18 protein-coding genes are annotated in these 18,102 nt (G+C 43.2%); 11 read left to right on the plus strand and 7 right to left on the minus strand.

Annotated features, from left to right (window positions below; translation table 11 throughout):
* Window positions 1–50: 50 nt before the first annotated feature.
* The gene (locus HMO_RS0103935) at window positions 51–1,535 is read right to left on the minus strand and encodes a hypothetical protein (RefSeq protein WP_217490982.1); all 1,485 of its coding nucleotides are present in this window, start codon (window positions 1,533–1,535) and stop codon (window positions 51–53) included.
* A 135-nt stretch (window positions 1,536–1,670) separates the two neighbouring features.
* On the opposite strand from HMO_RS0103935, the gene HMO_RS0103945 reads away from it, so the two are divergent.
* Window positions 1,671–3,077, plus strand: coding sequence for a polyadenylate binding domain-containing protein (locus HMO_RS0103945; RefSeq protein ID WP_029448374.1), 1,407 nt, complete (start codon window positions 1,671–1,673; stop codon window positions 3,075–3,077).
* A gap of 50 nt (window positions 3,078–3,127) precedes the next feature.
* Here HMO_RS0103945 and HMO_RS0103950 read toward each other — a convergent pair whose 3' ends face one another.
* Window positions 3,128–3,388, minus strand: a complete 261-nt coding sequence (locus tag HMO_RS0103950; RefSeq protein WP_010298922.1) for a hypothetical protein — start codon at window positions 3,386–3,388, stop codon at window positions 3,128–3,130.
* Window positions 3,389–3,579: 191 nt separating this feature from the next.
* On the opposite strand from HMO_RS0103950, the gene HMO_RS0103955 reads away from it, so the two are divergent.
* Entirely contained in the window at window positions 3,580–4,158 is a 579-nt protein-coding gene (locus HMO_RS0103955) for an NUDIX hydrolase (protein WP_010298923.1), read from the plus strand.
* 200 nt (window positions 4,159–4,358) lie between these two features.
* Here HMO_RS0103955 and HMO_RS0103960 read toward each other — a convergent pair whose 3' ends face one another.
* Window positions 4,359–5,222 carry a DUF2608 domain-containing protein gene (locus HMO_RS0103960; RefSeq protein ID WP_010298925.1) on the minus strand — a complete coding sequence of 288 codons (864 nt, stop codon included), beginning with the start codon at window positions 5,220–5,222 and terminating at the stop codon, window positions 4,359–4,361.
* A 202-nt stretch (window positions 5,223–5,424) separates the two neighbouring features.
* On the opposite strand from HMO_RS0103960, the gene HMO_RS0103965 reads away from it, so the two are divergent.
* From HMO_RS0103965 to HMO_RS0104005, 9 genes are all read left to right on the plus strand, one after another.
* The gene (locus tag HMO_RS0103965; RefSeq protein WP_010298926.1) at window positions 5,425–7,206 is read left to right on the plus strand and encodes an ABC transporter ATP-binding protein; all 1,782 of its coding nucleotides are present in this window, start codon (window positions 5,425–5,427) and stop codon (window positions 7,204–7,206) included.
* Complete coding sequence (locus HMO_RS13700) at window positions 7,206–7,883, plus strand: lysophospholipid acyltransferase family protein (RefSeq protein WP_010298927.1); 678 nt, start codon at window positions 7,206–7,208, stop codon at window positions 7,881–7,883. Before HMO_RS0103965 ends, HMO_RS13700 begins: the two co-directional genes overlap by 1 nt.
* Before the next feature lie 9 nt (window positions 7,884–7,892).
* Window positions 7,893–8,348, plus strand: a complete 456-nt coding sequence (gene nusB / locus HMO_RS0103975; protein WP_010298928.1) for a transcription antitermination factor NusB — start codon at window positions 7,893–7,895, stop codon at window positions 8,346–8,348.
* A 39-nt stretch (window positions 8,349–8,387) separates the two neighbouring features.
* Window positions 8,388–8,807, plus strand: a complete 420-nt coding sequence (locus HMO_RS0103980; protein ID WP_010298929.1) for a hypothetical protein — start codon at window positions 8,388–8,390, stop codon at window positions 8,805–8,807.
* A gap of 101 nt (window positions 8,808–8,908) precedes the next feature.
* Complete coding sequence (locus HMO_RS17600; protein WP_010298932.1) at window positions 8,909–9,460, plus strand: NifU N-terminal domain-containing protein; 552 nt, start codon at window positions 8,909–8,911, stop codon at window positions 9,458–9,460.
* Between the two features lie 55 nt (window positions 9,461–9,515).
* The gene (locus HMO_RS0103990) at window positions 9,516–10,049 is read left to right on the plus strand and encodes a transglycosylase SLT domain-containing protein (protein ID WP_010298934.1); all 534 of its coding nucleotides are present in this window, start codon (window positions 9,516–9,518) and stop codon (window positions 10,047–10,049) included.
* Window positions 10,050–10,513: 464 nt separating this feature from the next.
* Entirely contained in the window at window positions 10,514–11,389 is an 876-nt protein-coding gene (gene rpoH / locus HMO_RS0103995) for an RNA polymerase sigma factor RpoH (RefSeq protein WP_010298936.1), read from the plus strand.
* Window position 11,390: 1 nt separating this feature from the next.
* Complete coding sequence (locus HMO_RS0104000; RefSeq protein ID WP_175282086.1) at window positions 11,391–12,761, plus strand: sensor histidine kinase; 1,371 nt, start codon at window positions 11,391–11,393, stop codon at window positions 12,759–12,761.
* Window positions 12,762–12,840: 79 nt separating this feature from the next.
* On the plus strand, window positions 12,841–13,791 hold the full coding sequence (locus HMO_RS0104005) for a response regulator (RefSeq protein ID WP_010298940.1): 951 nt from the start codon (window positions 12,841–12,843) through the stop codon (window positions 13,789–13,791).
* A gap of 168 nt (window positions 13,792–13,959) precedes the next feature.
* On the opposite strand, the gene coaD is transcribed toward HMO_RS0104005, so the two are convergent.
* From coaD to dxs, 4 genes are all read right to left on the minus strand, one after another.
* Window positions 13,960–14,442 (minus strand): pantetheine-phosphate adenylyltransferase, encoded by a 483-nt coding sequence (gene coaD, locus HMO_RS0104010; protein WP_010298943.1) that lies wholly within the window; start codon window positions 14,440–14,442, stop codon window positions 13,960–13,962.
* A gap of 4 nt (window positions 14,443–14,446) precedes the next feature.
* Window positions 14,447–15,571 carry a DsbA family protein gene (locus HMO_RS0104015; RefSeq protein ID WP_010298945.1) on the minus strand — a complete coding sequence of 375 codons (1,125 nt, stop codon included), beginning with the start codon at window positions 15,569–15,571 and terminating at the stop codon, window positions 14,447–14,449.
* Between the two features lie 120 nt (window positions 15,572–15,691).
* Window positions 15,692–15,991, minus strand: a complete 300-nt coding sequence (locus tag HMO_RS0104020) for a YggT family protein (protein WP_010298947.1) — start codon at window positions 15,989–15,991, stop codon at window positions 15,692–15,694.
* Between the two features lie 193 nt (window positions 15,992–16,184).
* Window positions 16,185–18,098 (minus strand): 1-deoxy-D-xylulose-5-phosphate synthase, encoded by a 1,914-nt coding sequence (dxs, locus tag HMO_RS0104025; RefSeq protein WP_010298949.1) that lies wholly within the window; start codon window positions 18,096–18,098, stop codon window positions 16,185–16,187.
* Window positions 18,099–18,102 lie beyond the last annotated feature (4 nt).

The raw sequence follows: 18,102 nt of genomic DNA on the forward strand, positions 1-18,102 counted from the left end.
AAGCGAGTACAAGATGCAAAAGGTTAATCTCACCTAAGAATAAACTTCTCTTAATAGCCGTCACTATCGCTATCATCAGCCGCGCTTGCGGTAATACGCCCCGGGGCCCCTGTATTAGCCCCCATAGCCGGTGCACCAGCAGCGCCCGCCATGGATAGATCACGGTAAGTAATCACCCCATAACATGTTCCCGCAAGGCCATTGGGAGGAATATTGCCAAAGCCAGGCTCGCCTCTAACTTGAGCAATAACGTTACAAAATTCGGTCCCATGGGGTAAAGGAGTAGCCATTTGAGGGCTCATCCGCAGTTTTTGACAAAATGTTGTATAGTAAGCGTTGGAACAATTGGGGTTTTGCCGCACTGAGTCAGGGGTTCCCAAACATTTAAAAATATCATTTCGAGCGGTGGCTGCATTGCTGCAAAGAGCAGCTGTACATTGACTTAAGGCCTGAACTTTACCGGCAACGCTGGTTAACTTACCCAGTCCGCCAGGGCCTGCTTTGATCGCTTGATCCGCAATTTGACACGTAGCGGCATAGGCCCCTTGATTGGGGGTTTGGCAGAATTTGGTGAAGAAGGCTTTGGAACAATTAATATTGGTGCGAGCCCGATCCACATTGGGTAAGCACTTATTAGCGTTGGTCACGTTCATAAAACTCAGATCACTACACTGGGCCGCTTGGCACTGCACCGAGGATTTAACGCTGCCAATGGCATTGGTCAATTTCCCGAGCTTGTTGCCGCCTTGTGCTGCCGCTTGGTGAGCAATTTGACAGGTGGAGGCATATTCACCGCCATCGCCGTTTTGACAAAACTTTGCAATAAATGATTTCGAGCAGTTGATATTGGTTCGGGCTCGATCGACACTCGGTAAACATTTATTGGCATTAGTCGGCGTCATGTAGGTGGCATCACCGCACTTGGCAGCCGTACACTCGACTGAAGATTTGATGGCTCCCACAGAACTTGTGAGTTTGCCGAGACCACTGGCCCCTTGGCCAATCGCTTGTTTGGCTGTTTCACAGGTCTCAGGATACATCTCTTCTTCGCCAGCTTGGCAAAACTTTGCCACAAAAGATTTAGAGCAGTTAATATTTGTTCTAGCCAGATCAATTGTTGACAGACATTTGTGCTGATTTTCAATTGTCATGAAAGTAGGGTCCGCACATTTAGCGGCGGTGCATTGCACCGAAGTGGTCACCTTGCTTTTCAAGCTCGAGAGCAGGCCTTTTTTAGGTGCACTTGCTTCTCCAGTTGTGGTTCCTCCCGAAGTTGTCGTGGTTTTCTTAGAAGAGACCGCGCTTTTTATTTTTCCTAAGATGCCTGTTTTGGGCTGGGTAGAAGAAGTTGACGAGGAGGAGGTGGTCGATGACTTTGAAGAACTTACGGCTCCTTTGATTTTACTTAAAATACCTGTGTTTGAGGAGCTCGAGGATGAACTTTTATTGCCGCCAATACCAAAAATGGCGTCTGCGCAAGAGGTTAACAGGAATAAGCTTAGAAATAAACGGATCATCATATAACCAAAAAGCAAAAATTCTGATCTTACTTTAGGCTCAGATCGGTAAAAAAATTGTTAAAAGCCTCACAATTTATAAAAAACTTTCAAAAAGTTGTTATATTTTTTGATGTTAATGCCATAATAAGTTAAGGATAATCGGAAATTGAGATGCGTGTGGCGGCGTTACTGGCTAAGCAACAAGAAGATCATGATGAACTGATAGCCATGATCAAGGCGTTAGAGCGGCAAAAGCAAAACCGTTCACCCTTGACGTTTGTTAAAACAGGCGTTAGTACTTCTTCGCCGCCGCAATTCTTAATCAATAAAGATATTATCTCGGAGCAAAAGCGCACTTATCAGCCCACGCCCTTAACATTGTTGCGGGCAGATATGGATCAGCAGGATAGATATCCTTTGCACGCCGCAGCGCCTGGGCCATCTGTCCGCAAGAGGAAGCTTAAAAAAACACAGCATTTTAAAAAAATAAAACAGCAATCACAGCAAGAAAAGCAAATTTTGCAGGAAAAACAACTCTTGCAAGAAAAGCAAGCACTGCCAGAAAACCAACCATTACAAGAAAAGCGATTGCTACAAGAAAAGCAACCAGAGCCAGCACAACGCGCTGCTTTATATAATGAAAAGAGTGCTGGCGTCCCAAAGAGGCGTTATCATCATACAGGCGTTTGGCGCTGGTTAGAGGAGTTAGCTATTATCATGAGTAAAATGTCACTATTAGGATTGTTTTTAGTTTTATCGCTTCTGGGGAGCGTCTTTTTTGGAGTAGGATTCTTGGCGGCTCTATCAAATGTGCAGGATAAAGCTGATCATCCTTCATGGCATCAAGCCAATGCACCTGCTGCCGCAAACTCTTCCTTTAAAAATTCTATTTTACGAACTGCGGGCAGTGTCGCCTCTACCATCGTTGACCAGAAAGCAGCCATGATTGAAAGCAAGATCGGTGGTAATGTGGTAAATACAGCCGTGCAGAAGGTGCCGATGTCCCTGCAACCTTTTGCTTTAGAAATGCAGAACAAATTTACTCAGCAAGCTCAAGCCGTTGTGATTGGCGGTAGTCGTGCTCTGCAAGGGACCTTTAATCCCTCATCTTTAAATGCCTTGCCACCGCCGCCAGCTCCGAATCAAGTGGCCTATCAGGCGCCGTTATCCGCTAATAATATGCCCCTGCAGAACAGGGGTGGGTATGGCGCGGCCAACACTCCACCTTATCGGCCCATGCCTGTTAATCGCAAGCAGTACACCCCTTCGCAGCAAGCTTTTAGACAAGCGGGTCAGCTTGTCCGTCAACAACCGTTACCACCCTCTGTGCCACAGCAATATAGAGGTAATCCGGATACACCTTACCCGCAGCAAGGGTACCCAGCTGCAGTCGCTCGGTCACCTTCTTTTCCGCCTCAGCCCCAGCCGGCGCCTGCCCCGATGCCAACGCCTCAGGGAGGTTATGCTCAACAAATGCCGTTGCCTGCTTCTGCTTATTCCCAACCTTATGGGGCTTCGCAGCCGTATGGATATAGTCAAGGAATGAATGAGCCGCCGCGCATGATTGGAATGGGCTAGAGATTCCTAATACTGCCTAATTTTTTTATAGCTGTCCAAGAATCGTGTAATTAGCTTTCTATAAATTGTGATGCGTAAATATGGGGCAAGTAAAGCTTGGAAACACTGCCTTTTTCAAATGTGATCAGTAAGCACGGAGCAGAATTAAGTCCCGCAAAGCAATAGCTTGGCCACCCTGCGCTGGCTTTAACCAGTTTTAATTTTGCATGTGTATAGAGGATATTATTTAATGTCTTTGCTTTCTTGCTTGCTAAATCCATAATGCAGGGGGGTATTATATTCACCTCGATATTTTTAGTAGTAATTTCCATGCCCTTAGGCCTTTAAATACTTATATTGTATAACGAGCCCATTCCTGGGGATAGGGAATAAATCGTGAACAGCCCTCTTAATTATTTGTAATCAACGAATGCTAGTTGAGACATTGTCAAGTGGAGGGGAATAGGAGGCTGTGCTAGAATATGCTCATTCTAAACTTCTTTCGCAACACAGGAGCCTTTTAATGCACTATACTCAGATGCAACTGCCTTGGCGATCCTCTATCCAAAGAATCTACAATATCATAGCAAATATTAATCCATATGATGAGCTTGAGGAAGAACATAAACGGGAAACATTAGAATGGATTGAAAGCGGTGCTCCATTGTTTCGCATAAAGAAACCCGATGTACCAAGTAAGCATCTTGTTTGCTATTTTGTGCTACTTGATGAGGAAGCTTCACAAATTCTTCTTGTAGATCATAAAAAGGCACAGCTTTGGCTGCCATCAGGCGGACATGTAGAGATAGACGAGGATCCGCGGGAAACAGTCAAACGAGAATGCTTAGAAGAATTAGACATAGAGGGCCAATTTTGGAGAGAAGCTCCTCTGTTTCTTACTGTAACTCAAACAGTAGGGCTAACAGCTGGGCATACGGATGTCAGTTTATGGTACATTTTAAAAGGAGATAATCGATGCCAGTATAGATTTGATCCCCGAGAATTTAATAACATCAAATGGTTTAGCTTAGATAATATTCCTGTAAACGCCTCTGATCCTCATATAAGCCGATTTGTTTCAAAGTTACAGCAGAGCATGTAACCCATCAACAAATATGGCAGATGAATATCTAGGGGATATGTTACAAGAATCTTGGTGGCTAATAATACTTGAAAAAGTTATTATTTAAGCTTTCTGGTAAACTTGAAAATATAAACTCAAATATGTTTCTCAAAGAAGCAAAATAGAATTATTTCTACATAGTTTAGAATAGAGGCTGCTCCACATCAAAGGGATTTGAATCACTTAAGTATAGATTTACTAGCTTCTACGGTACTAGCTTCGCTGTCTGCCATCCACTTCTTATCTTTTTTCAGTACCTCAAATTGTAACTCTGCTCGTTGTTTATTTAAAGCCTCTCTTGCTAAATCGTCGGCGGCAGTATACTTGATACCTGTAAAAGAGATATTGTGAGCTAATGCAACACGTTGGACAGATTTTAAATGTCTCTCTTTATCATCTATAAAAATAATCCTTTTAGGGGAAAGCTGAGCATATTTTAAAAAGGCTTGAAGAGCCTTTCCTTTGGAAACACTACTTGTGAAAACAGTCCCCCTGATAAACATCGGTATAGAATTGTTTTTAGTTGATAAGCCATTCTCTTGCTTGTTAAGATCATGGAATTGCTTTGCCTTTAAAGCGGGCCAGGATTGATCAAAATGATATCCGTGCTTGTGGAGTTCGTGGCACCGCCATTCTTCCAGAGACTTAATTTTCCCAAAAGCTCCAGTGAAGCAATTAGTCAGAGCTAAAACTTTAATCCCTTGAGATTGTAAATTGGAAATCAAATCTCTCATTTTTGGATCAACAGGACCGTTTTGCCGTTGCTCAAAAATAATGCTGTAAAGTAATTGAGCTTCTTCTTCACCAACCAGTCGCTCTAATCTGCTACTTAATTCTTTAAGATATTTTCTATTCTCTGAGCGAAGAATTTGATCTTTTGGGAATAGCAATACATCATCAATATCAAAGATAACAAGTGTATCCTGGTCGGCTGATTGAAGAGTAGTTTCGATGCATTTTATGTCACTCGTTTGTATAATATCGGCAAAGCATAGATTGCAGAAAAATAATATAATCAGCAGCTTATGAATTGAAATGCTCATAAAGTTTAACTCTACTCTTAAATTTTATTATATCAGGTGCTCCTGTCGAGAATTTATTCGAGAAACTACAAGTTTTCTCGGATAAGCGCTAGATCTTTCCTTTTTCTTTTAATAAAAAATCAGTCTCTGTAATCGTTTTATATATCGTTTGCCAGGATTTTTTGCTAGGATTTTAGATTGGAAATCGTTTAAAAATATGATCATGAATAAAGTTTTAAAAAAAATACTTAGCGATGGGCCGACGCGCCAGATTGCCACAAGACTTCTGAGAGAACATGTAGCCCCTTATCGCGCGCGCTTTATTATTGCCCTAATGTTTATGATGGTCGCAGCCGTTGCTAATGGTGCAGTACCCTTCATTTTAAAATATGTTTTCGATGATATTTTCTATAAGGGTAATCCGGAGCTTCTCTTTATTGTTAGCGCTTCTGTCTTTTTAGCCTTTTCTATCCGCGGCGCCGCCTCCTATGGCGAAGCAGTAATGATGTCAATGATTGGTCAGCGGATTATTTGTGATCTGCAAAACCGGCTATTTAGCCATTTAATGCGCCTCGATCTTAGCTTTTTCCATCGTACATCCAGTGGTGAATTAATATCTCGCTTTACCAATGATATTATGCTGATGCGCTATTCTGTCAGTAATGTGGTCGTTGGGCTAGGAAAGGATTTCATCAGCCTAATAGTGTTAATTACTATTATGTTCTACCGGGATTGGATGCTTGCCAGTATCGCTTTCATTTTATTACCCTCTGTCGTATTGCCTATCTCCAAGGTATCGCGACGCATGCGTAAGGTTACCCATAACACCCAGGACGAATTTGGTAAGATAACCGGCCAGTTGTCACAGATCTTCCAAGGGATGCGGGTGGTTAAAACCTATGGCATGGAACCCTATGAGATTAATCGTATCGAAACGACTAACGAGAGGATTTATAATTTAATCATAAAGGCGGGACGTATCCGGGCGATCACGTCGCCGATTATTGAAGTCTTAGGCGGATTAACCGTAACGTTAATTATTGCCTATGGTGGTTGGCAAGTGATCAATGGCGAGCGCACCGCGGGAGAGTTTATCTCTTTCACCGGAGCATTATTGCTGTGTTACGATCCCTTAAAACGGCTTGGCAACCTTAATTCCAGCCTACAAGAAGGGCTGAGTGCTGCCCAGCGCGTTTTTAATATTATTGATACCCAGCCTAACATTGTCGACCATCCTGATGCACGAGAGATAGCCACTCTCAAAGGTGATCTGGAATTTGATGGCGTTTATTTTTCCTATCCTAATGGGACGCAAGCTTTAAAAAATGTATCCTTATCGGCCGCGGCCGGGCAGAGTATTGCCCTGGTGGGTGCCAGTGGGTCCGGAAAGTCCACCTTTATCAATCTGATTCCACGGTTCTATGAAACAACAGCAGGAGAGATCCGCGTCGATGGCATTGCCCTGCAGAATATTATGACAGCGTCCCTGCGTAACCATATTGCAATCGTCAGTCAAGAAGTGACTTTGTTTGATGATACCATCTATAACAACATTGCGTACGGGCGTAGTTCTGCTACCCGATCGGATATTATTGAAGCGGCAAAAGCCGCAGCAGCCCATGAGTTTATTGAAAAGTTACCGCACGGGTATGATACGGTGGTGGGAGAAAATGGCGTTATGTTGTCTGGTGGGCAGCGTCAGCGCATCGCAATCGCCCGGGCTATGCTAAAAAACGCACCGATTTTATTGCTTGATGAGGCCACCAGCGCCCTTGATACCCATTCTGAACGTCAAGTGCAAACGGCTCTTGAGGCGTTGATGAAAGGAAAGACTACCATTATTATAGCGCACCGGCTATCAACGATTGTGAATGTTGACACCATTTATGTTATGGATCACGGTGAAATTGTGGAAATGGGCAGCCATGAATCTCTTATCAATAAAAATGGCCACTATGCGAATCTGTGGCGGGCTCAGTCTGCCGGCGACGATAGGCTCCTTTAATGCGCACAATCTTTAAGAAGGCCATAAAAAGTAACTGGTTCCAAGAGTTCACCTCAGGGCTAATCAGTGCTTATTTGAAACTTGTGTTTTATACCTCCCGTTGGACGTGGATGGGGCAAGAGCAAGCTGACCACTACTTTGACACAGGTCCTTTAATTGTTTGCTTTTGGCATGGCCGTATGGCGCTGATTCCGTTTATGAACCATTGGCCCCATAAGCGGATTGTCGCATTGATCTCTGCCCATGATGATGGCATGATGGTGGCTCGAACGTTTAAGCGTTTAAAAATTGACTATATTAATGGCTCAACTAATAAAGGCGGGGCACGGGCTTTTCTGTCACTTTTACAAGTTTTAAAGGATAAGAATATTGCGGGAATTATTCCTGACGGACCACGCGGGCCGGCTAAAAAGCTATCGCCTGGCATTATTCAGTTGTCCCGCCATAGTCAAGCGCCGATTATGCCGTTAGCCTTTGCAACGTCGCGTTTTATTGAGTTTAAGAGCTGGGATAAGTTTCGACTTCCCTTGCCCTTTTCGCGCGGTATCTTTATATATGGGGATCCGATACTTCCTAGGGAAGGAGAGGATTCCGCACAGATGGAGGCGTGGCGTTTAGCCGTCGAGGAGGCTATTTCTACCCTTCAGGATAAAGCTGACCTTCTCATTCAACCTTAAGGAATAAAAATGACTGAACTAAAGAAGATAACTTTAAAGGGCCGCTCAGCAGCTCGCCTAGCAGCCGTGCAAGCGCTGTATCAAGTTGACATCGAACCGACGGATCCACGACTAGTAATTGGACAGTTTATTAGTCTGCGCTTTAAGAAGCCTGAAACCTACTATATGAAAAATCCTGATATTACTTTGTTTGAAACCATTGTGATGGAAGCGCTTGCCAATAAGTTACAGTATGATACGCTTATCAGTAATGTCCTTTCAAAAGACTGGAGCTTAGACCGCTTAGAATCTGTGTTGAGGGCTATTTTAAGGTGTGGGATCTGCGAACTCGACCGGCAACGAGAGACTCCCAAAGCCGTGATTATTAATGAGTACGTTAACTTAACGAAGACATTTTATGATGGCCAAGAACCTGGCTTTATTAACGCTTCTCTAGACAAGCTGGCACAAATTCTTGAACGGTGATACGTTAAAGGATATAGATAAATTAGTCGGTTATGCTGTATGCGGCCTTGTGTAATAAAGCTTGTCTTTCTCCTGATTAGTTGCTTGCAAATTCTTCCTGCTAAAGAAGCCCCTGCAGAGGGGGCGAGTACCGTAGAGACCTATTGGGAAGTTCCCGCTTTAATTATTCCGGTGGTTAAAGGTGATCAAATTTATGCGTATGTTCGCATCCTTGTCCAGGTCATGACGAAGGATGCCACGGCCATTGCCCCTTACCAGAAATACCAACCGATCCTGCAAGATCATTACTTTAAAGATATTTACGGTGCCCTGTGTGATCAATGGCTGCCTGGCAAAGAGCCAAATCAAGCAACAATTGAAAAACGCCTTCAACGGGTAACTGATAATATTGTGGGCGCGGGAAAGCTCGTGACTTATGTCGTTAATTTTTACCTTTATAGACCCCAGAAAAAGGATTAAAGTCATCAAGATCCTAATTAACTATGGCAAAAAGGGTTGATCTCTGGCAAGCCATAAGGTTAAAAAGATATAAATTCATTTGATTTTAGAGGACGGCGCATATGTTTATTCAGACGGAAGAGACTCCCAATCCTGATAGCCTTAAATTTATCCCAGGCCGCACTGTCCTAGAAGCAGGAACGGCCTCATTCACCACCTTAGACGAGTGTAACCGATCGCCGTTTGCACGTCGGCTGCTGAGCGTTGACGGTGTAGAAGCGGTGTTTTTTGGTAGCGACTTTATCACAATAACTAAGGCCTCCGCTCAGGATTGGTACATCTTAAAGCCGTCAGTTATTGGCATTATTATGGAGCAATTTGTTGCCGGACTGCCAGTTCTAATAGATACTTCTGAGACCTTGTCCGCCCAGAATGCCGAGACCGATCCGATTATTCAACAAATTAAAGAATTAATTGACACGCGTGTTCGCCCTGCCGTTGCTCAAGATGGGGGTGATATTCTCTTCCATGCCTTTGAAAATGGAATCGTTTACTTAAAAATGCAAGGAGCCTGCTCAGGGTGCCCCAGTTCAACAGCCACTTTAAAATCAGGCATAGAAAATATGCTTCGTTATTACATTCCTGAAGTTGAAGAAGTCAGGGCGGTTGAATGAGGGGTAAAGTCAAGGCTAGCCTAGACAGAATTAGGTTCCATTTGGAGAGCTTAAAATGAGAAGAATTTTGGCGATATTGGTGGCTATAACAGCTGAAGCAAGCAGCACAAGTTTGCGGGCTACCTCAGCCCAACAGCAGTGTCTTGAAAAAATTCGACAAATGGAAAAAGAGAAGGGGATAGAGCCTGGCCTATTAGAAGCTATTGCTCAGATTGAATCTAAGTCATGTCCTTATGTAGTTAATGCCTGTGGCCGCGGCTATAGCTTTAAATCTGCGTCTGAAGCTGCCAGATTTGTTAAGGAAAAGCAGACCCAAGGTTACCGTAATATTAGTGTGGGTGCGATGCAGCTTCATGTGCCGTCACACCGACGCCACTTTAAGTCTTTAGAGGAAATGTGTGAAATTGAGCATAATGTTGCTTATGGGGCTAAGCTGTTTAAGAGGCTTAAGCGCCAATGCGGGACGAATGAGGGTGCCGTCAAGCTTTATCACTCTCCCAATTCACAGGCTAACGAGATTTATAAAACTCGAGTGTTTGGGGCGTGGGCCAAAATTAAGCTTAAGCGCCATATCAAATCCCCTACTTAAGGTCAGCTCCGCGCTTTAAATCTATAAAATGAATTTTAGAAAGCTAGTAGGGTTATCTTATAAAACTGAAAGCATATCCTCTTCTCTATTAAATCCTTAATTTTGTTGGAGCAAATTGCTGCAAGGAACAAGCTTTGCTTAAGTGTTCTTCAGAGTCTGATTAAAGGGTGAGTCGGGTCAATACATTTCTTTCAATTAAAAAACCAGCACCATAATAAAAAATGTAGTGAAACTTCTTTGAGTCTTGTGGTTTGAAAAAAGAGGAAAGGTTAAACTTTTCAAAGATAAAGCGGGCAAATAAGTGATAATAAAAAATGATAAATGTAAAAAGTCGTAATAAAAAACGTTGCAAAAAATTTTCGACGTGATATTTTATGACAAGTTAATAAAGTTGTAATAGGTTTGTATCGGATTCATCACCTGCTACACTTTACAGAAGAGTCATACAAGAATAGGTATGCATTATGGTCACTCGTCACGATTTTCAAGAAATGAGCTCGCTTTATGTCAAGCGTATGAAACAACTTCCTATGCTCGAGGTTGACGAAGAATATCAACTGGCCAAAGAGTGGCGCAAAAATGGCGATCCCCGCGCAATCGATAAACTGGTTTCTAGTCATTTAAAGCTTATAGCTAAGATAGCCCACGGCTATCGCGGTTATGGTTTGCCTCTCAGTGACTTGATTTCAGAAGGTCATGTCGGTATGATGCAAGCAATGCGTCATTTTGATCCCGATAAAGGCTTCCGTCTGTCTACTTATGCCATCTGGTGGATCAAAGCAGCTATTCAAGAATATATACTACATTCTTATTCTTTAGTAAAGATGGGAACAACTTCTGCTCAAAAAAAATTGTTTTTCAATTTACGCAAAGAAAAAATTGCTTATCAAGATTTTAATGAATCGGATCTCCCTTTGGAAAAGGCAAAAGAAATTGCAGACAAATTAGGGGTTAAGGTCGAAGAAGTTATTCAGATGAATCATCGTATGGTGTCAATGGATCATTCTTTAAATGCACCGATCAAATCTACGGTTGACGGCGATTCTCAATGGATGGACTGGCTGGCAGATGAACGCGATACCCATGATGTAGAATTGGCTGAAATCGATGAACTGGAAAAACGTCGAGCTCTGCTAACTGAGGCCATGAATTGCCTCAATCAGCGAGAGCAAACGATCATTCACGATCGGCGTTTGAAGGAAGAGCCTCTCACTCTGGAAGAACTTAGCGAAAAGCTTGGCATATCCCGGGAACGCGTTCGCCAAATCGAAGCTAAAGCCTTTGAACGGTTGCAGAAAGCAGTTAAAAGGCTAAGCCGCAAAGATGCTGAGCTTGCTTAATATGCTAAAATCTTGGTTAGCAAAGCTCCCCCGCCCCGTTTTTAAGTGGGGCGCCGCTTTGCAAGCCTTAAGATACTCCTTAAGCCGCGAAAATTCTTATGACATTATGCGTCTGTTTGGTCTCTTTGGTTTCCTGCATAATCCCTTTGTTTACATTATTGCTCTCAATCAAAAAGGGGTTTCTTTGGTTGAGACTCGCTTAAGAATAGTTAACCTGTTTTTATTTATTCCCCTCATTTTTATCAATTATTGGCCCAGCTGCCTTCACCGTCTGAAGAAATACTACTGGTTTTTCACCGTAACCTTTGTTTTGCCGTTTTTTGCTACAGTTATGTTTATCCTTAATAATGGTAGTCAAGCATGGGTAACTAAGATTACCTTTGCTTTGCTTTGGATGGTTCTCGTGACCAACTGGACAATGTTCTTCTTATGCTTAGTGATTGGGATGATGTCAGGGATCATCTATTATGGAGTTACTATTGATTCAAGCTTCGCAGGCTTCACCTTGTCATGGCCTGAGTTAGCTAATTCTTTTTGGATGGTGGTGATTGCGGGTCTTTTCTCCTTAAAACGCGAAGAAATGGTACGCAATAGGGTGGCGTCAATGCGCTCCTTAGCGGGTGCTATTGCACATGAAATGCGCACACCTTTATTTGGGATTAGGTCAGCTTCTGTCTATTTATCGCAAAGGCTTCCGGCGATAATGGCAAAATATATCCAATCGCAAGGCGAAAAGCTCTCAGAAAAAGAACAGTTGTCGGTTGAACGCATTCTCAAAACCCCAGAGCGAATTGATGAGATTACCCGCAGCGCCTTTTCCATTATTGATATGCTATTGACCAATCTAAAAGGAGTCACCGGAGCGATTGCTTTAGAACGTCAATCAATGCATTCAATTATTCAGACGGCTTTAGAGCATTATCCTTTATCAACTAAAGAGAAAAGCATCATTCACTTCAAACAAGAAGAGGATGCTTATATTCAGGGAAATAAAGACTTACTTGTTCAGGTTATGTACAATTTAATTAAGAATGCTCTTTACTACATAAAAGAAGCCGGTAAAGGTGAGATTTTTATTTGGTTGGAAGACCATAAAGACTTTGTCGTTTTAAATTTTCAAGATACTGGGAAAGGAATTTCTGAAAAGTCGCTTCCTTTCATATTTGATCCATATTATAGTAACACAAAATATGGGACAGGTGTCGGCTTGCATTTCTGTAAGCAGGTGATCGAAGCCTGCGGTGGGAGCATGGTATGCAGTTCCAAAGAGAATGTCCAGACAACCTTTAAAATAGAATTAAGAAAATATGATGATAGTGAGGGTAATAACCAAAACAAGCAACAAATAGCTAATGATGTTTGGCTATTTTGATCAACGAGAACTGATTCTCCTACCCGGCTAAAATAGCCGCAATTTTATCAATAAAATTATTCTTCTGGGCAGGCTTATAATGAACCATCTTCCTTTTTATAAATTTCCATCCACAATCGTGCTCATTGATGACATTGAGACCACGGTCGAGGAGGTCGCAAAGCTTTTTGAAGACGAGCCTCTTCGCACGAAGGTATTTACAGATCAGCACGAAGCGCTTGCCTTTATTAATAGGACGGCGGGAAGCCCAGGGCCGACAGAACGATTTCAAGAAGCCCTTGCTAATTATGATAATCTTTTCCTTTGTCATGAACAAATCTATGTTAAAGAACGCTTTAATCAGATCTCTTGTGTAGTTGTGGATTATGATATGCCGGGTATGAATGGTTTGGAGTTATGCGAAAAGATTACTGATAAACGCATCAAGAAGATTCTTTTGACCGGTGTTGCGGATGAACAAGTCGTTATTAATGCATTTAACCGTGGCTTGATTGATTATTTTATTCGCAAGCACGATCAAAATTCGCCTCAACTAGTAATTGACTTCGTCCAAGATGCTATTAATAGATTCTTCTATGACCTAACTTGGTCTTTTGTTGATACTGCAATCAATCAAAGTTCCTGGGTTTATTCACCTTTAAAGGATCCCAAATATCATACCTTTTTTTCCCAATTTATAAGGGATCAAAAGATTGTAGAGTATTATCTCTTAGACATTTCTGGCGCCTTTTTACTTGTGGATACCGAAAACAACATCAAGATTATGCAAACATTTACCCCTGATCTATTAGATCAGCATGTTGCGGAGTTAACAGAGACGTATCAATGGTCGACGCTGGAAGACGACTGTAAACAAGCCATTCTTAAACATGAGCAAGTCTTGTGTACTTCTCCGCTTATGGGTAAGGAAGATCCAGAGTATGTAAAAGTGCCTTTACAGCTTGTCTGTGACGATCTTAAGTTATTTGTGGCCATATTTGATAGCGTTAATTTAGAGATCTCTAAGATCAACTTTTTTAGCCAATCATAATCTGACGGGCTGTGATCCTCTCTTGAAGAAAGAGCGAGAGTCCTAGGGGCACTATTAAGAGAAACTTAGGTCCTTGGTGCCCTCGTGATGCTAGTTCTCCAGGCAGTGCTATAAGGAATAAAAGGTTAGAAGAGGGAAAGAGTCGATTCTATTCAAGAGGACAGCTAGCTACCGCTGCTTGTCCGCGAGCGCGCAAGCTACCATGGGGGGAACAAATGCAGAGATATTACCGCTGTTTTTTAGAACAGATCTTACCATCGTCGAAGAAATAAATGGATAGTCGTAAGCCAGAAGGCAAACTGTTTCAATGGTAGGCACTAATTTCTTATTTGTAGCTGCAATCTGCGACTCATAATCCATATCCGTTGTGTTTCTTAATCCTCTAATGATAATGTCCGCCTTTAAAGAGGTGGCAATATCAACAATAAGTCCTTCAAAGGCTAGTGCTTCCAATTTTGTTTTTGATTCTAGTTGAGCGATGGCTTGGTTTACCCATAAAAGGCGCTGCTCAAGATTAAAAAGGGTACTTTTTTCTTGGTTAACAGCAACACAGATGTAAAGACGATCAACGAGCCGTGCGGCTCGTTGAATAATCTCTAAATGTCCAAGAGTGAGGGGATCAAAACTCCCAGGATAGATCCCTATTTTCATAAGCTTAAGCCTTGGCCTCACTTAAGGTTTTCTTTAAGGCTTCCTTATCCCCTGGAAGAATAATATGAGCCCCTTCAGCATCGAACATTAAAATTGTTGGGGTGGCGTCTAGTTTCATCTTGACCGCAAGCTCATGGTTGTAATTTACACTATTGCGAACTTCTTCACTTTCCATAGCTTTTTGAATCTTTTTAACATCTAGACCCAGCTCTTTGGAAAACTTTAAAAATTTCTTCTTATCAATTTTCTCATTGCTGGTTGCAATGCGCAACGCCACAGAGTCGTATTTATCATAGCCACTTTTTGCTGTCGCCATAAGACCGCTGACCACTTCACTGGATTCAGGACCCATAATCGCCCAAGGACGCAAGTACACCTTCAAATTGCTAAATAGCCCTTTGATCTCGCTTAAATTGGCTTCCAGATGGCGGCAATGAGGACAGTTAGGATCCGCAAAGACCACAAGCTTAATTGTACCATTCGGATTACCGCCGACAATGGCTGTGGTGTCATTAAGGAGATCATTTTTAAATTGTGAAATTTTTGCTGCTTCCCGTTTTAGCAGTTCCTTTTGCTGCTCTTCACCAAAAACTCGGATGGCTGTTACTACTTCTCCGGCATTGTTTTTGATATAGTTGGCAATAATCTTTTCAATGGAAGCTTCTTGAGTCGGGGTAAAGGCCGTTGGTTCTGCTGCTGGAACAGGGGCAGACGCTGGTGCTGGAATTGCGGTGGCAGGTAAAGAATGCGCGTGGGGAGCTGTGCCCGTTTTATGGTTATCTTCGGAGGAGTGCTGAGCAACGGAGGCAGCAGGAGCAGCGGCGGCCGTAGGCGCACTCGTGTTAGCTCCGGCGGCAACGGCGACAGCTTCCTTAAGGGGGTCTGGGTTACTTGCTACAACAGTGGAAACCTCAGGGTGAGTTGGCGCAGGCCCTTCTTGGGGTTTAACAGATGGTAATTCGCTCGGTTGCTTCTCCGGCAATCCAGGAGTTCCGGTACTGGCTTTAGCCTCCATATTCTTATGAGCTTCTGCCGGTGAGAGCGGCACGTTTTCTACTTTGGGTAGTGATGGCAGTGATGCTACTGCTGTTGTCGTGGCAAGCGCAAATAATAGAGCTGTTTTAGACATAGAAATCCCCTTTCAGTATAATTTTAATATAATTGTAGATATAATTATGCTGGTTGAAAAGTGGTTAATAACGATCTCTTTGCGCGTGTAGGGGAAGACACGACAAAATAAGTTAGATCCTTACACGAATTTCAGCATTAAGCGAGTGATCACCATTTGCAAGAAGGATATGCCAATAATAAGTGCCAACGGGGAAAGGTCAATGCCATTTAAACTTGGCATGAAACGCCGAATGGGTGTTAAGACCGGCTCAACAACCCGGAACAGGAAAGCATTAATATTATAAACGCTAGGATTATAGCGATTAATAATATCGAAGGCTTCTAGCCAGCTGATAATTACGTAGACCACAACGGCCCACCAATATAAATTCAGAATAATGTTTACCACGGAAAGTAAGGGCAAAATTATGATGTCCATAGTCACCTCCAAGTGCTGCCAATTTTCAATTTAACCTTCTCAATTATTTTAGCCTGTGTCTATTCAAAAACATTAAACCTTAAAACGCTGTCTACGCTCACTGTTTAGTGCTATGAGTCTCTAATTATTTAAGGCTTCTTTTTCCAAGTATCAGAGTATTACCTTAAAAATTTTTTTGCCCCGATCCGGTCAATCAGCTCGCCATTTTAAAGAGCAGGTGTTCTTTTGCCAAAGCTTTTAACGCGGCAGTGGCGATGTGGTGGGCAGTTAAACCAGCCTCTTCATATTGACTGTTAGGTGTATCATGATCAAAGAGCCGATCAGGCATATATAGCGTCCTAAATTTCAGTCCCTTATCTAAGAGCCAATTTTGAACAAGAACATCCGTAACCTGCGTGGCAAAGCCGCCAATTGAGCCTGCCTCAACAGTTAACAAAACTTCATGATGTTGAGCCAGTTGAATGACAAGATTCATATCAACGGGCTTAGCAAAACGAGCATCCGCAACGGTAACCGAGAGGCCAAGTTCGGCGAGTAACGCTGCTGCTTTTAAGGATTCTTGAAGACGACAGCCAAGCGACAGAATAGCAATCTGGTTGCCTTCTTGGATAATGCGTCCTTTGCCAATTTCTAATATTTTGCCGGGCTGGCGTAGATCTAAACCGACGCCGTTACCCCGAGGATACCGGAAGGCACACGGGCCATCTTCAATGGCATGGGCCGTGGTCACCGCATGTTTAAGCTCTAATTCATCGCTTGGAGCCATGATGATCATTTGCGGCAAGCAGCCTAGAAAGGCTAAATCATAGCTGCCGGCATGGGTGGCCCCATCAGCACCGACAAAGCCTGCTCGATCTAAGGCAAATCGCACTGGCAAATTCTGCAGCATTACATCGTGGACCACTTGGTCAAAACCTCGTTGTAGAAAGGTCGAATAGATGGCTGTAAAAGGTTTTAAGCCATCGCAAGCTAATCCTGCTGCAAATGTCACTGCATGTTGCTCTGCAATGCCAACATCAAAGCAACGCCCAGGAAATTCTCGGGCAAAAAGATCAAGACCTGTGCCTGTCGGCATGGCCGCCGTAATAGCCACAATCTTGTCATCTTGGCGCGCCAACTCAGTTAATGTTTCCGCAAAGACCTTGGTGTAACTGGGAGAACTTACCTCTGTTTTTTGTTGTTGTCCGGTTGCCACATCAAATTTTACCACCCCATGATATTTATCAGCCGCTGCTTCAGCAGGCGCATACCCGCGACCTTTTTGGGTAACAATATGGATAAGGACAGGCCCGTCCTCCTTGCGGTCTCTGATGTTTTCTAGCACGGGGATAAGATGGTCTAAGTCATGGCCATCAATGGGCCCAACGTAAAAGAAGCCCATTTCTTCAAACCATGTGCCTCCAGCAACAATACCTCGAGCGTATTCTTCAACGCGGCGCGCTGCTGTTTCTAAAGGCTTGGGAAGATGACTGGCAACCTCTTTTGCCATGCTTCTTAAGGATTGATAGGGTCGCGAGGAAATAAGCCGAGAAAAATAATGGCTCATGGCGCCTACCGGCGGCGCAATCGACATATCATTGTCATTTAGAATAACCACCAGGCGGCTTTTAAGAGCCCCTGCATTGTTCATAGCTTCGTAGGCCATCCCCGAACTCATGGACCCATCCCCAATAACAGCTATGGAATGGTGATGCTTCTTATTCATCTCACTGGCAACTGCAAATCCTAATGCAGCAGAAATGGAGGTGCCGGCATGAGCCGCCCCAAAAGGATCATAAATGCTCTCTGATCTTTTGGTAAAGCCTGAAGGCCCCCCTTTCTGGCGGAGTTTCGACATAGTTGCCCGCCGACCTGTTAAAATCTTATGAGGGTAGGACTGATGCCCAACATCCCATATTAGTTTATCATTGGGGGTATCAAATACATAATGAAGGGCAACTGTCAGCTCCACTACCCCAAGACTGGCACCTAGATGTCCTCCAGTTTTTGAGACGATGTCTATCGTTTCTCGACGGACTTCTTCGGCAAGTTGTTTGAGTTGATGACCATCAAAATTCTTAATATCTTGCGGAAAATTAACTTGGTCGAGCAGCGGGGTATGTGTCACGTCG

The sequence above is a fragment of the Candidatus Odyssella thessalonicensis L13 genome (assembly GCF_000190415.1).
Classification (GTDB): domain Bacteria; phylum Pseudomonadota; class Alphaproteobacteria; order Paracaedibacterales; family Paracaedibacteraceae; genus Paracaedibacter; species Paracaedibacter thessalonicensis.

Coding starts and splice junctions, on each gene's coding strand:
- HMO_RS0103945 (WP_029448374.1), top strand. CDS start 1,671: ATGCGTGTGGCGGCGTTACTGGCTAAGCAACAAGAAGATCATGATGAA.
- HMO_RS0103950 (WP_010298922.1), bottom strand. CDS start 3,388: ATGGAAATTACTACTAAAAATATCGAGGTGAATATAATACCCCCCTGC.
- HMO_RS0103955 (WP_010298923.1), top strand. CDS start 3,580: ATGCACTATACTCAGATGCAACTGCCTTGGCGATCCTCTATCCAAAGA.
- HMO_RS0103960 (WP_010298925.1), bottom strand. CDS start 5,222: ATGAGCATTTCAATTCATAAGCTGCTGATTATATTATTTTTCTGCAAT.
- HMO_RS0103965 (WP_010298926.1), top strand. CDS start 5,425: ATGAATAAAGTTTTAAAAAAAATACTTAGCGATGGGCCGACGCGCCAG.
- HMO_RS13700 (WP_010298927.1), top strand. CDS start 7,206: ATGCGCACAATCTTTAAGAAGGCCATAAAAAGTAACTGGTTCCAAGAG.
- nusB (WP_010298928.1), top strand. CDS start 7,893: ATGACTGAACTAAAGAAGATAACTTTAAAGGGCCGCTCAGCAGCTCGC.
- HMO_RS0103980 (WP_010298929.1), top strand. CDS start 8,388: ATGCGGCCTTGTGTAATAAAGCTTGTCTTTCTCCTGATTAGTTGCTTG.
- HMO_RS17600 (WP_010298932.1), top strand. CDS start 8,909: ATGTTTATTCAGACGGAAGAGACTCCCAATCCTGATAGCCTTAAATTT.
- HMO_RS0103990 (WP_010298934.1), top strand. CDS start 9,516: ATGAGAAGAATTTTGGCGATATTGGTGGCTATAACAGCTGAAGCAAGC.
- rpoH (WP_010298936.1), top strand. CDS start 10,514: ATGGTCACTCGTCACGATTTTCAAGAAATGAGCTCGCTTTATGTCAAG.
- HMO_RS0104000 (WP_175282086.1), top strand. CDS start 11,391: ATGCTAAAATCTTGGTTAGCAAAGCTCCCCCGCCCCGTTTTTAAGTGG.
- HMO_RS0104005 (WP_010298940.1), top strand. CDS start 12,841: ATGAACCATCTTCCTTTTTATAAATTTCCATCCACAATCGTGCTCATT.
- coaD (WP_010298943.1), bottom strand. CDS start 14,442: ATGAAAATAGGGATCTATCCTGGGAGTTTTGATCCCCTCACTCTTGGA.
- HMO_RS0104015 (WP_010298945.1), bottom strand. CDS start 15,571: ATGTCTAAAACAGCTCTATTATTTGCGCTTGCCACGACAACAGCAGTA.
- HMO_RS0104020 (WP_010298947.1), bottom strand. CDS start 15,991: ATGGACATCATAATTTTGCCCTTACTTTCCGTGGTAAACATTATTCTG.